Here is a 13558-nt window from a genome sequence, read left to right as displayed (position 1 = left end):
TCTTTGTTATGGAATATTGTCATAAAAATATTCTAGCAGTATTTTTGCTAACCATATTCATAAAGATTGTACAATGAATAATTGTTACTCAAATTTAAATGGCTTTTTTACCTCAAAAGGTAACCATTCGATAGAGTACTGTTAGAATAGTAGTTAGCTGCGCTGCTACTACATGGCTTCAACGAACGAATTGTTAAAAGCAACCTTTACAAAAATACTAAAATTTACAAAAAGATGTTACGATTAAGCGGCTATCTACTCCTTCTTATGTTATTTTTAACAGCTTGCACTTCAAATAATAAGGACGAGCCTAAAATTGGAGCAGATGGATTCCCTGAATTTACAGAAGAGCAGTTGCAAGAAATGATAAAAAACCATCCGAAGTCTCAACAGCCAATGCCAGCGCAAGAATCATCCAACCAAATAATAGAAAAAATGGAAAGCTTTTTGGCCAAAGATCCAGATGACATAGCTACGAATTATAACTTAGCCAAATTACATTATCAAAAATATATGGAGGATAGCTTGGTAGAGGCGATTCAAAAGGCACTTCCTTATTACAACAAAGTGATTGCATTACAAGCCGATTATGAAGAAGGACGCCCTTATTATAATCGAATGTTGTGTTACCTAAATACTGGCGAATACGATGCTGCATTGAATGATCTAGATCGTTTTGTTGCAATCAACCAAAATCGAACCCCTGTCAATCATGAATCGATGCGAGCAGAGATTCTATTTCAAAAGGGACTTGAAGTAGAAGCTTGTGCTGTTTATCAGAAGGCTTTGGTGCGATACCAACAAGATAGTTTGCCGATTCACAACGAAAAATTTTGGAACAAACGCTGTTCAAACTAAAGTTAAAATTTAGTTATTGAAAGAAAGTGCCTTCAACTATTTGAGCTTAAAAACGTATCTTGTTATATTGAGCGCACTTGCTTTTATCACAACTATTTATACATAGCCCAACACCTCATCAAACTTTCTTGTTGCTGAAAACAGGAGGATTAATACAAAAAAATGAACATGATAAGATTATTTCTTTTTTCTATAACATTATTGATAACAAGTCAAGTTTCAGCTCAAACGGCTTCATTGGCACGAAAGTATTTTTCTGATGGAGAGTTTGAAAAGGCTGCTGCGTTGTACAAAGAATTACACGAAAAGAATCGAGCCAACGATTACTTTTTTGAGCGTTACTTTGTCACCTTGTTAGAGTTGGAAGATTACAAAGAAGCTGAGAAAATGATGAAAAAATCAATTAAAGCTTCTCCCGAAAAAGTCGAACGTTATGTGAGTTATGGTGTTTTGTACGAACGTCAAGGAAATAGAGATAAAGCGAATGAGCAATATCAAAAAGCAATTAAATTATTAGCCCCCAACCAAGTTCAAATCGTAAAACTAGCCAACTCATTTATCAAAAACAAAGGCTACCAATATGCGATAGAGACCTATGAAAAAGGATCGAAGTTGATGAAAATCAAAAATATGTTTGCCTATGAAATGGGGTCGGTTTATCGCTTGAAAGGAGATATTCCTAAAATGATCGAAAGTTACTTGGATTGTTTGGAGTATTTGCCCAATCGAATGACCAATATTCAAGCTTTTTTTCAACGAGAATTGTCTCAAAATGATGGTTTTACAGAGTTGAAGAAGCAATTGTATGCTAGAATAAATAAAGCCCCCGAAGTGACTATTTACTCTGTTATGTTGATTTGGGTTTTTGAGCAACAAGGAGACTTTGAAAATGCCTTACGTCAAGCTAAAGCGTTGGATAAGCGTCAAGGAGAGAATGGAAATAGAATTTATCGTTTGGCACAAGTAGCTATTCGTGAGAAAGCATATGATGCAGGAATTGAGGCGTATAACTATATTATCAACGAAAAAGGAATCGACAGTCCTTATTATATTGACTCTAAGAGGTTTGTGTTGATAGCCAAAAGAGATCGTTTGGTAGAAGGATTTAAGTATACTAGAGAAGAATTAGTGCTGTTAGAAGGCGAATATCAGGCTTATATAGACGAATTTGGGCGTAGTTATACTACGGCTACAATCATGCAAGAAATGGCAGAGTTGCAAGCGTTTTATTTGAATGACTTAGACAAGGCTATTACGGTATTAGAAGAGGTAGTAAAAATGCCTCAATTGTCTAGAGTAGCTCAATCGGAAGCCAAGCTTGATTTGGGAGATTATTATCTAATGCAAGGAGAAGTTTGGGAGTCTACTTTGCTATACTCTCAAGTAGATAAAGAGATGAAAGATGCGCCATTGGGTGAATTGGCTCGCTATAAAAATGCAAAATTATCGTATTATAAAGGAGATTTTGAATGGGCGCAAGACCAATTGGATATTTTAAAAGGGTCAACTTCTGAGTTGATTTCTAACGATGCGATTGGTTTGTCGGTATTTATATTGGAACATTCAGCCTTGGATACCACAACGCGTCCTATGGAAATGTTTGCAAAGTCAGAGTTGTTGCGTTTTCAAAATAAATTTGATGCTTCTATTGCTGTTATGGATAGCATTATGACACAATATAGTGATCATGGATTGGGAGACGATGTTTTGTTTGCAAAAGCAGAAATAGCTTTTAAATATCGAGATTATGAAACAGCAATTAATTATTTGGAGCGTATCCCAAAAGAATATGAAGATGGAATATTAGTGGATAATGCTATCTTTAGAATGGCAGAAATTTATGAACAACGATTGGGGGATTCCAAAAAGGCAATGGAATTGTATGAAAAAATCTTATTCGAGCATACAGGTTCTTTGTTTATTGTTGAAGCTAGAAAACGATTCCGTAAGTTAAGAGGCGATGGCGTGTAAGTAATCTAACCTTATCAAAAAATATTATGATATATACAGTAGAGGTTACTTCGCATCAAAAGGGGTAGCCTCTTTGTTATAATGTAGAAAAATACTATGAAGCAATACGACATTACAATAATAACCGCAGTTGATTACCTTAATCCTACTGAGATTAATTGGTATGTTGAACAAGTATTGACTGAAGATCGTTTGGTGCAAGAAGCATTGGAAAGACAAGGCTTGAAGGTAGTCAGAACGAATTGGGACAACCCTGATTTTGATTGGTCTGCCACTACATTTGTATTGCTGAGAACTTGTTGGGACTATTCTGGTCGATATTTGGAATTTTCGAGGTGGTTAGAACGCGTCAAAAAGCAGAGTAAGTTAATTAATTCTGCGACCCAAATTGAGTGGAATATTAATAAGCACTATTTAGAAGATTTGATGGACCGAGGGGTGTTGATACCTCCTACTAAAATTATTACGCCAAAAACTAAAACAACATTGCAAGAGTGGCAAGAAGAATTGGGGTGGGAAGAAATGGTTTTAAAACCTGTTGTTTCAGCAGGAGGACGACATACATATCGAATCAAAAAAGAAACAATAGCATCCTATGAGGAAATCTTTAGAGAATTAATTGAGCAAGAGGCGATGCTTTTGCAGCCTTTCTTAAAACAGATTGTTACGAAGGGTGAAATTGCTCTTATGGTAATAGATGGAAAGGTAACTCATGCTGTTCGAAAACGTGCCAAAGCAGGCGATTTTAGAGTTCAGGATGACTTTGGTGGCTCTGTAGAAGATTATAAGGCAAATGTTGAAGAAATTGCTTTTGCCGAAAAAGTAGTTGCAGCTTGTCCCGAAAAACCAATTTATGCTCGTGTAGATTTGGTGTGGGATAATGATGACCGAATTGTCTTGTCTGAGATAGAACTCATTGAACCCGAGATGTGGTTTAGGAAACATCCAGTAGCAGCGGACCAACTTGCAAAGGCTATTCTAATGTACAAGCAAACTTTAGAAAATAGAACTCTAAAAGCAAAGTAAGGGCATATTTTTTTGTACAAAAAAACTACTATAGCCTGCTAAAAATCGTATTAGCGTTAACAACAAACAAAACATGACACAAAAGGCAATTTGGCAAATCGTATTAATGGTTACTAGTGCTTTGATTGGCATTTTTGGAATGCAAGTGTATTCTATTATTTCTGCTTTTCAGTTGAATAGCGAGCTTTTTGATGGCAATATCAACAATGCATTAGACCATATTGTCTCTAAAATGGAGCAAACGGAAATTGAAAAAACTGCTGCTTTGTATGATTTGCCTCGCTTGACAACAGTTATTACGAATAACTCCAGAGAGATTGCAACGGTTTTGGAAGTGAATGAAATTTCGGATTATTATGAGTCTGATTCTACACAACAATACTCTTCTGTAGATACACTGCCCAAGCAAGAAGTCGAACATTTGGTGGATAACTTCAAAACAACAGAGACTACTAGGAGTTGGAAGAAAGGAAATAAAGAGGCGTATATGATTCACTTCGAACGTTTCTTTGTACACCATGGAATTGTTCAAGATATTCCTGTACAACAAAGAATTAGTATGAAGTCCTTGGATACTTTGATACAAGAGGAACTTATCGAAAAAGGTATTACAACACCTTGCGCTTATGGGGTTTATTCGAATAAAGAAGAGGATTTTGTTTTGCTCAATCCTGTAGCCAAAGAATGTGGCGAGCGTTATCGAGATCGCTCCAATTTTAGGTATAAAATTAGCCTCTTTCCTAATTCTAACGAACAAATTGCTCGACTTTATGTGGATTTTCCTGCCAAAGGAAGCTTCTTGTGGAGTGGACTGTGGTTGCATTTGATTAGTACATTTATTTTTACAGGTATTGTCATTTTTTGCTTTTATTATACCATTAAAGTCATTGTAGAACAGAAGAAATTGTCAGAAATGAAAAACGATTTCTTAAATAATATGACGCATGAATTTAAAACACCTATTGCCACCATTTCTATTGCAACAGACACCATCAAAAAGTGGATCGACAAGGGACGAGCAGAAAAAGCCATGCGTTTTGTTAATATTATAGAGGAAGAGAATAAACGGATGAACAGCCAAGTAGGGAAAGTTCTACAAATGGCGAGGATTGATAAGCGAGAGTTTAAACTTAATTTGGTGGAAGTTTATGCCGAAGATGTGATCTTAAATGCTGCTGAAAAAATTGCTTTGCAGGTAGAACAAAAAGGAGGACAAGTTATTCTAGAACTGAATGCGAACAATTCGGTTATTCAAGCAGACGAAACTCATTTTACCAATATCATTCACAATTTGTTGGACAATGCCAACAAATATTCCCCTGAAAAGCCAATTATTACCATACGAACAAGAAATGCTGGCAATGGCTTTCAATTTGAAATTCAAGATAATGGCTTGGGAATTAGTAAGGAAGCAAGAAAGTATATATTTGATAAGTTTTACCGAGTTCCTACAGGGAATTTACATGATATTAAAGGCTTTGGATTGGGACTCAGTTATGTGCAGGCCATTGTAACGGCTCATGGTGGAACGATTGACTTAAAATCAGAACTAGGCAAGGGGTCTACATTTATTGTTTCAATGCCATTTAATCAAGAGGGATAAAATATGATAGAAAAACAGGCACTCATTCTACAACAAACGTCGGCTTTTGTACAAAAAGATTTTGAAGTAGAACACATCCCCGAAGATGTTACAGAACAAGAATTGTTACAGTTCTTGGAACAATTTGTATTAGAGCTTTTGGATAATAATATGGAACAGCTGTTTTATGTGTTGTATCGTTTGGATATTAACGAACAAAAAGTCCATCGAGCACTCCATCCAGCAGCCTCTGAACCTCCCCACAAAGTACTAGCAGCATTGATTTTTGAACGAGAAAAACAAAAAGCAAGGACTAGAATTGAGTATAATGAACGTTACGAAGAGGAAGGAGATGGATGGAATAGCTGATGGAATAAAACATTATCGATTGGATGAAGAAATAGACAAACATATAACTGCCAATCACTAGTTTGGAGTGGGTTTTAAAATTTTCTAAATAATTACTTTTTAGTAAATAAAAGGAGTATAAAGAATAAATAGACTATGAGTTGGACAAACGTAGAAATAAAAGCAAGGTGCGCCAATATTGCAGCATTGAGAAAGATACTTGAAGAGTATGACGCAGACTATAAAGGAGAGGATCATCAAATAGATACTTATTTTGAAGTACCCCAAGGTCGTTTAAAACTACGAGAAGGCACTATTGAAAATGCTTTAATTCATTACAATAGGGGAAATCAAGCGGCTCCTAAAGTATCTTCTATTACTTATTACAAACCCAATGAAAGTGCTGCATTAAAAGCTACTCTAGAAGCTGCTTTAGGAATTAAGGTAGTTGTGGACAAAAAGCGTCAAATCTTTTTTATTGATACTGTCAAATTTCATTTGGATAGAGTAGAAGGTCTTGGAACCTTTGTAGAAATAGAGGCTATCGACGAAGATGGTAGTATAGGACAAACTAAGCTGCAAGAGCAATGTCATGCCTATATGAATATTCTAAACATTAAGAAAGACGACTTATTGGCTGTTTCTTATAGCGATATGTTGTTGGACTTAATTGGCTAAAGCAATAGCTGCAACACTAACTTTTGTATTGTTGACTTGTAGCAATGTCTGTGTGCAAGCTTCTAGTGTTGCGCCTGTTGTAATTACATCGTCCACTAATAATAAATGTTTGCCTTCTATTTCGTTACCGTTGCCTATCTCAAAGGCATGTTCCACATTAGCGAAACGATCTAATCTTGACTTTTTGGTTTGCGTTTCGGTGTTATTGGTTCGAATTAAATACTCTGAAGACCATTTTGTACCCATTGAGATGGCTAATCCTTTGGCAATCATTGCAGCTTGATTATAACCTCGTAGTCGTTTCTTTTTGGGATGTAGAGGAACAGGAATAATATAATCAACCGTACTATAAAGAGGGCTATCTTTTAGGATACTCCCATACATTTTGCCCAGCTCTATGCCAATTTGAGGCTTGTTTTCATATTTAAGTTGATGAATCAAATGTTGCAATATTCCTCCTTTAGAAAAAGAGTAGGCTGTTGTTGCATGGACTAATTCTACTCTTCCCCAAAAACGTTCTAGTACAGGGTTAGGGGAAGTACAGTGGTAGTTAGTAGGTGTTAATTTGTAATTGCAATGAATGCAGATTGAAGTTTGCTCAGAAATGAGGTTTTTTTGACAAGCAAAGCAGAGTCTTGGGTAAAATAAATTAACAAGACTTAGAAGTGGCTTAGAGAGTATTTGGAAAGGCGTTTGCATGTTTAATAGAGTCAATTTATTTTCAATGCTTTTTTTGTAGAAAATAGTATAGCATGATATTTGGTGTATTTAATTGATGATCAAGAGTTTATATGACTGTAAATTTATGTTTAAATTGTTGTTTATCAGTTGTTTATGTGCTATTTGGTTGCGAAATAAAAAAATGAAAAATGTGAAATTAGTAGAAATATAAATGGATTAATTGATTTTTATTATAATAAAAAAGCAAAAAGAAATAAAAAATACAAATAAGCTATTGAATTATTGAGTTTTAAGTATTAAATTTAATATTCCCCCTAAACAAAGATAAATTATTACCATTCAAACTTTATTATTATTATGAATAGAAAAACTACAATTATCTTAGCATTCGCTATCTTAGGGTTTGCTAAAGTCAATGCACAAAATGTTGGTGTGGGCATCGCTGCCCCAACAGCGAAACTGCATGTTAATCAAACAGCGGGTGTTGATGCTATTTTGGTAGATCATGCAGGTGCAGCAGGTAATTCAGTCGAATTAGTCCCAACCAATACTGCTAATACCAGCTCTGTTTTATTTATAGCGAATGCTACATCTGGTGCAGGTATCAATAATGTTATGGCACACACAGCTTCAACAGCAAGCTCGATTATATCTAATAACCAGGGTCTGGGAGTAGGGTTAGACGTACTTCAAGCAAATGCTGGTGCTACACAACCTGCTTTACAGGTAGTACAAAATGGTACAGGAAACTTTTCTAGAGGAGTTGATTTATATATGGATGCAGCGAATGTAGCAGCAGGATATACGTTATTTCATCAAGGAACAGGTGTGGGCATGTATGTGGATATGAGTAATGCTGCGAATGCATCTACTGGATATGATTTGAGACATGCAGGAACTGGACGAGGTGTGTATGTGGACTTATCAGAGGCAACCAATGCGTCTACAGGCACCGCTTTATATCATGCGGGAACTGGGCGAGCTTCTTTTATGAGCTTGACCAATGCTGCCAATGCTGCAACAGGATCTGCTTTATATCATTCAGGAACAGGTGTAGGAGGCGAAATTGGAATTCTAAACACTGCTAATACCAGTATGATATACTCCCTATTTCACGATGGTTTAGGTAGAGGAGAGCAAATTGTGTTGAGCAATGCTGCCAATACCGATATGGGGTTGGGGGTTTTTCATAGTGGAGATGGTACAGGGCAATATATAACGATGAGTAATACCGCAGCAACTAGAAATAGCTTAGGGTTGATTGTTAACTACAATGGTACTGGTGGCGGTGCTGGTGGTGGTGGAAATGCTGTAGAGGTACAACATTATGGAAACAATGGAAATGCTGTGGATGTATTTATGGGAAACCCGACAGTGGCAGCAGGACCAGCGAATACAACTTCTGAATATGCCGTACTTTCTGTTAGCCATATGGCAACAGGGACCTCTCCAACTCCAGGTTTAGTCAAAACTGCTATTAGTGCCTCTAATAATAGTGCTGACCCTACTATATTGGTCAACAATAATGGAACCGCAGACGGAAGTGGTGTAGAAGTCTATATTACACCTGTTGTTGCAGCAAATCAGGCTGCTGCTATTTATTCTCAATCTGCGGATGCAGGAGGGGGAGAAGGTATTGGTGTTTTTGGTTTTGGTGGTGATTTGGGAGTTGTTGGTTCTACCAATGGAGGAAATAATTTGGGTTTATTTTCGAATACCGATTTTGCTGCTGTGGGAACGAAGGCATTTATGATTGACCACCCATTAGATCCAGAAAACAAAACCCTACGTCATTTTTGTATAGAATCTGATGAGGTCTTAAATATGTATAGAGGGGTGATTGAGTTGGGTGCCAATGGACAAGCTATTGTAGAGTTACCAGATTATTTTGATGCGATTAATATTAATCCAAGTTATCAGTTAACAGCAATCGGAACGGCGACACAGCCTTATGTGCTTTCTGAAATTGCGAACAATCAATTTGTTGTTGCAGGTGCTCCTAACACTAAAGTTTCTTGGACAGTACATGCACAAAGAAATGATCCTACTATTCAATATTACCAATCAAAAATTGATAATTATACAACTAATGTTAGAATGAAACGTCCGCACGAGATTGGCAAATACTATACACCAGAAGCTTATGGAAAGACAAAAGAATATGGTATTCTGTACAATGCGGGAAGAGAAAAAAATTACTTGGAACGTGGAGCTATTGTGAAACAACAAAGAGCTGTAACGGCAGGAGAACTTAACAGTGTTTCAAGGGAGAAACATGACAAAAAGGAAGCGGCTGCAAAACAAGAAATGCGTTCTAACAAAAAAAGAACAGCAGAAACTGTTACCAAGCGCTAGAGCGTACTTAGGTATCGCAAAATGAAAAAACGCAGCAGTCTAAAATGGATTGCTGCGTTTTCTTTTTTGTATAAGATATTTTAAGCCAACTAACTACTTAGACCAATTTGAGAGCTGATGCATTAATCTGCAATTTCTAAGACAATGGTTTTTCCTTTTTTATCAATTAGAGTGATGGAATCAAACGATATATTAGACAAGGTGTACTCTAGTTTAAACTCATCTTCATCTTCAGGGCTGTTGGTTAGAGTTAAGGTCTTTTGGTTGTTGGAAATTTCCCAATTGCCGTACAAATCAGTTTGGTTGTTGACAGTACCTTCAAATGAACCATTAATGTTTAAATCAAGAAAAATAGTACCACTAACCCACTTATGTGCTAAAAGTAAATAAGTGTCTTCTTGGTTTAAAATAAAGGGAGGTTGATAAGATGTATTAAAACCTGCTTGTAAGGTAGGGACTGTGGCAAGCATTAAAAAGGTTAGGATAGAAAAAAATACGTGTTTACTCATAGTGTGTGATAGGTTAAATCATGCTATTTGATAATAATTAGAAGATAGTAAAGGGACGTTTTTTTAAAGAGGTAAAACTTCTCTAGTGTTGTGCGCAAAATTATTCTAGAAAGTTTATTCTATGAAAAATAAAATATTAAATCATTATTAACAATAATAGCGAACTAATTTTTTGTATTACTAGCATATTTAAGCTAAAAGCGGCTTAAATATAGGGGACGTTCCATACGATCTTATTATGTAACAGCTTCGTAGGTAGAATGTTTGGGAGGAATCAGTACTTCATGGATATAATAAGAAACTATAAAATCAACTAGGAATAATAGCCTGTGATGTCTTGACAATATCGTTTGGTACGTAAAAGGGGAAAAATTAAAATCAGTAGAGTGAACATTCCCTACTGATTTTTTACTTGCTAAATAGCAACACAACTAAAGGTTTTATAAAAAAGTTGGTGCTATTTGTCAGGTGAAACAAATGTTAATTCCTTTCCATCTTGATCCAACACCTTCATGTTGTTTAAAGACATATCTAGAATAGTATAAGAAACATTCAAGTTATCACCTTTGCCGTCTGATGCTTTGGTGCCTTGTAGAGTCAATGTTTTTTGGTCATCAGAAACTGACCATTGACCAACGACAATGTTTTCGCTGTCAAATTGCCCTTCGAAAGAACCATCAATTTTTAGGTTGATGTAAATTTCTCCACTTTCATTTTGCCATTTACGAGCCAATAAAATATTGAAGTCTTCTTCTTGATTAGCTGATGGAGCACTTCTTGTATTAGAATGAACATCAGCCGCAGCTCCTGCTGATTCTGGAGATGGAGTTGAACAAGCTACGACCATTAGCAAGAAAGCAAGACTGAATAAAGTTAAAATATTATTTTTCATAAAAGTTGGTTTAAGATAAACTAAAGACTTATTTTTTGTAGTAAGTAATCGTTCATAAAAAATTATAGGCAAAATAGAATTCTTTTTGCACTGTTCTTCATCAAAAAATCTCGTTTTAGCCCGCTAAAACTTCAATTCTTTTCTTTGAACAGCACTAAAAACAATTACATTTTTAACTATACTTTTTTCTGTCCACTTACTTATAACACTCAATATTTTACTAAAAGCATAAAGTACTTCTGATTTTATAAATTATTATAAATCTATAAAAAACATTTGAGGTATTTATGTATGCATTTGGAAAACATATTGTTACCCTTATAAGAATGAGGGATTGAATGTTTATTGCAAAAAACAAAAAAACAAGAAAAAAAACAAGTAAATGTAGAATGTTACTTAGCTTTTATAAAGCTTGCAGTTGTTTTTTCGTTTTTATTCTTGGCATAAATCCAATATATGCCAGCAGGAAGTTCCTTAATATTAAACTCTTGTGGGGCACTTGCTGTGTTTTGTGTCTTTGTTTGAAGAATGCGACCAGAAAAATCGGTTAAAAGGTATTGAATTGATGTTTGGTTCTTAAAATTAGCACGAACATTAATGAATTCTTGTGCGGGATTAGGGGAAATATTCAAAAGTGTGGACGGATAAGCTGTGGTTTCTATTGTACTACAATATCCAGACCTGCCTCCCAAATGAAGACCTATTGATGGGACTGTATGGCTCCCATGTTCTTGTGTATTGATAACTTTATTTTGGTTAGAGTCTATAGCTATTGTAACAAATGAGTGAGGTATTACATTGCTAACATTGGTTAAAGCCATATTTTGAGCAAAGTTGCTGTATGCATCTACTCCAAACCAGAGATGTTGTGTGGAATCTAAGGTGGTACTGCTGACTAGTTCTTGTTTTATAGTCACTAAATAATATCCATTGTTTGTTAAGTTGTGCATTGTACTACCTGAAATAGGATTGACGAAAGAAATAACTCGCCCAAAACCATAGGAACCTGGTGGAACGATTGTTCCTATCCCTGTTAAGCGAATCATGCCTGTTCCAACATGTTGCAATTCGTTGAGATGATCAAGTATACCATTGTTGTAAACCGTATCTCTAAATTGATAAATCTCTGCGGTGAGGTTCATAATACTATCTCCCGTGTAGTCCCAAGGCACGAAATACCCAAAGTCAATAGAATCAATTCTAATTTGGTTGGTATTGCCTCTTGGAAAATAATACATGGAACCATATTCGTAACTTGTTAGATCTTTTCGTGCTGGAAAAATAGCGGAGGTTGTAAGTACTTTTGCTGTTGAATTAGAGAGTCGTGCTTTAGATAGATAATTAATATAGGTATGTTGGTAAAGGTGCGCTGCATTGTTCAAATAATACCTCGCACTATCATTATCGTTGTAAGCATCGACTTGGCGGTGTTGTAGAGTATAGGTAATACGATACGTGCCTTGACCGTATAACATGAAGAAGTTAATGTTTTTTAGATTTTTGGTTCCAAAAATAGAATTTTGAGCGTGAGCAAGTAATGTATCTGTTACGAGGATGGTGTCGTTATAAACATTAGCCACATTGGTATGATTGTTATAAAAATCAATTCTTAGGCAAATCATAGCAGAGTCGCTGGGCAGCAGATCCTTTGAACCATGATTCACAACTCTCAAACCAAAGTACCACTGCTGAATATCGTCAACGGACAAGTTAATGGGGGCAAAGTACTGATTATTGCCAATCTTTATGTAATCGCCTTGTTCTTCTAATTGTGGACTACTAGGGTTGGGACGAGCAATCGCAAAGTCATAATCTGCCGCTACCTCAATAGAAACATCATCAATCATAGCGAAATAGTACTCTCCTTCAAATGTAAATTTTAGGCGACAATTGGTGAGATTATTACTACCATTAGTCAAACTAGGAAAATACGTTCTTATCCACCCAGGATTAAAAGGAGCTTGTAACGTTAGGTAGTTAATAGAAGGAGTCCATGTTGTACCATCATCGGTAGACATAGCGATACTTAATTCATCTATGTCATAACTTCTATAGCTAGAAAAAAATTGAACCATTAAACTACTGTCTTGATAAGCACTCAAGTCAATTCTAGGAGAAATTAAGGCACCTTTGTGTCTACTGGGAGAAGTTCCCGTTCCTAAAGCACCTGTTACAGCATTATTATCCAAAAGGTCAGAATCAAAAATGGCGACCCCATTAGTTTGAGATGGTGAGGGGAGAGGAGCAGGTGTTTGCCAAGGATGAGCGGCATAAGCTCCTTGCGAATACCCTAAAGTATTTCTAGTCCAATAGGCATTTCCAGGAGATATAGAATCTGTATCATAGATGGATAGGGCTGTCCAGGCATTTGGAGCGTAGTTGTTATTGGTTCCTGTAGTAATAAAAGGCGTTTGAAATTCTCCTTCGGCAGCACCATTATTGGTTCCTGCACCCCAAATTTTGGTTTGAGCACACAACGAGTACATAGATAGCAATAATAAGAGGTTACAAAGTATGCTAGTTTTCATAGTGAATGATATTAGTAAAATAGGTTAGAGTTGTTGCAGCTGCAAAATTTTACTTTATAGATTAGTAAATAGTGCGTTGTGGGGATATTAAAAATACTAAAAAAAATGTTAATTATAAGATTTTGAATGA

11 protein-coding genes are annotated in these 13558 nt (G+C 35.9%); 7 read left to right on the top strand and 4 right to left on the bottom strand.

The window, feature by feature from the left end; all coding sequences use genetic code 11:
- Nucleotides 1–234: 234 nt before the first annotated feature.
- The 6 genes from CG11_RS11595 (at nt 235) to CG11_RS11570 (ending at nt 6463) form a co-directional block, all read left to right on the top strand.
- Nucleotides 235–858 carry a tetratricopeptide repeat protein gene (locus CG11_RS11595; RefSeq protein ID WP_156039749.1) on the top strand — a complete coding sequence of 208 codons (624 nt, stop codon included), beginning with the start codon at nt 235–237 and terminating at the stop codon, nt 856–858.
- A 168-nt stretch (nt 859–1026) separates the two neighbouring features.
- Nucleotides 1027–2829: a tetratricopeptide repeat protein gene (locus CG11_RS11590; RefSeq protein WP_063833088.1), complete on the top strand. Its 1803-nt coding sequence runs from the start codon at nt 1027–1029 to the stop codon at nt 2827–2829.
- Between the two features lie 96 nt (nt 2830–2925).
- The gene (locus CG11_RS11585) at nt 2926–3855 is read left to right on the top strand and encodes a RimK family alpha-L-glutamate ligase (RefSeq protein ID WP_052596350.1); all 930 of its coding nucleotides are present in this window, start codon (nt 2926–2928) and stop codon (nt 3853–3855) included.
- 73 nt (nt 3856–3928) lie between these two features.
- On the top strand, nt 3929–5458 hold the full coding sequence (locus tag CG11_RS11580; RefSeq protein ID WP_052596347.1) for a sensor histidine kinase KdpD: 1530 nt from the start codon (nt 3929–3931) through the stop codon (nt 5456–5458).
- 3 nt (nt 5459–5461) lie between these two features.
- Nucleotides 5462–5806, top strand: a complete 345-nt coding sequence (locus CG11_RS11575; protein WP_052596345.1) for a hypothetical protein — start codon at nt 5462–5464, stop codon at nt 5804–5806.
- 135 nt (nt 5807–5941) lie between these two features.
- Complete coding sequence (locus tag CG11_RS11570; RefSeq protein WP_052596343.1) at nt 5942–6463, top strand: class IV adenylate cyclase; 522 nt, start codon at nt 5942–5944, stop codon at nt 6461–6463.
- On the opposite strand, the gene CG11_RS11565 is transcribed toward CG11_RS11570, so the two are convergent.
- Nucleotides 6452–7162 carry a ComF family protein gene (locus CG11_RS11565; RefSeq protein ID WP_052596342.1) on the bottom strand — a complete coding sequence of 237 codons (711 nt, stop codon included), beginning with the start codon at nt 7160–7162 and terminating at the stop codon, nt 6452–6454. The genes CG11_RS11570 and CG11_RS11565 overlap by 12 nt on opposite strands.
- A 339-nt stretch (nt 7163–7501) precedes the next feature.
- Here CG11_RS11565 and CG11_RS11560 point away from each other — a divergent pair, with 339 nt between their 5' ends.
- Complete coding sequence (locus CG11_RS11560) at nt 7502–9499, top strand: hypothetical protein (RefSeq protein WP_052596340.1); 1998 nt, start codon at nt 7502–7504, stop codon at nt 9497–9499.
- Nucleotides 9500–9621: 122 nt separating this feature from the next.
- Here the strand turns inward: CG11_RS11560 and CG11_RS11555 are convergent, their stop codons facing one another.
- From CG11_RS11555 to CG11_RS11545, 3 genes are all read right to left on the bottom strand, one after another.
- Entirely contained in the window at nt 9622–10008 is a 387-nt protein-coding gene (locus CG11_RS11555; protein ID WP_052596338.1) for a hypothetical protein, read from the bottom strand.
- Between the two features lie 457 nt (nt 10009–10465).
- Nucleotides 10466–10900 (bottom strand): hypothetical protein, encoded by a 435-nt coding sequence (locus CG11_RS11550; protein WP_052596336.1) that lies wholly within the window; start codon nt 10898–10900, stop codon nt 10466–10468.
- 392 nt (nt 10901–11292) lie between these two features.
- A complete protein-coding gene (locus tag CG11_RS11545; RefSeq protein ID WP_081909532.1) occupies nt 11293–13428 on the bottom strand; it encodes a T9SS type A sorting domain-containing protein in 2136 nt (711 codons plus the stop codon).
- Nucleotides 13429–13558: the final 130 nt, after the last annotated feature.

The sequence above is a fragment of the Aureispira sp. CCB-QB1 genome (genome assembly GCF_000724545.1).
Taxonomy (GTDB): domain Bacteria; phylum Bacteroidota; class Bacteroidia; order Chitinophagales; family Saprospiraceae; genus Aureispira.
The sequence above is the reverse complement of the archived record's forward strand: the minus strand, read 5'-3'. Positions and strand labels throughout refer to the sequence as shown.

Coding starts and splice junctions, on each gene's coding strand:
- CG11_RS11565 (WP_052596342.1), bottom strand. CDS start 7,162: ATGCAAACGCCTTTCCAAATACTCTCTAAGCCACTTCTAAGTCTTGTT.
- CG11_RS11545 (WP_081909532.1), bottom strand. CDS start 13,428: ATGAAAACTAGCATACTTTGTAACCTCTTATTATTGCTATCTATGTAC.
- CG11_RS11580 (WP_052596347.1), top strand. CDS start 3,929: ATGACACAAAAGGCAATTTGGCAAATCGTATTAATGGTTACTAGTGCT.
- CG11_RS11560 (WP_052596340.1), top strand. CDS start 7,502: ATGAATAGAAAAACTACAATTATCTTAGCATTCGCTATCTTAGGGTTT.
- CG11_RS11585 (WP_052596350.1), top strand. CDS start 2,926: ATGAAGCAATACGACATTACAATAATAACCGCAGTTGATTACCTTAAT.
- CG11_RS11555 (WP_052596338.1), bottom strand. CDS start 10,008: ATGAGTAAACACGTATTTTTTTCTATCCTAACCTTTTTAATGCTTGCC.
- CG11_RS11595 (WP_156039749.1), top strand. CDS start 235: ATGTTACGATTAAGCGGCTATCTACTCCTTCTTATGTTATTTTTAACA.
- CG11_RS11550 (WP_052596336.1), bottom strand. CDS start 10,900: ATGAAAAATAATATTTTAACTTTATTCAGTCTTGCTTTCTTGCTAATG.
- CG11_RS11570 (WP_052596343.1), top strand. CDS start 5,942: ATGAGTTGGACAAACGTAGAAATAAAAGCAAGGTGCGCCAATATTGCA.
- CG11_RS11590 (WP_063833088.1), top strand. CDS start 1,027: ATGATAAGATTATTTCTTTTTTCTATAACATTATTGATAACAAGTCAA.
- CG11_RS11575 (WP_052596345.1), top strand. CDS start 5,462: ATGATAGAAAAACAGGCACTCATTCTACAACAAACGTCGGCTTTTGTA.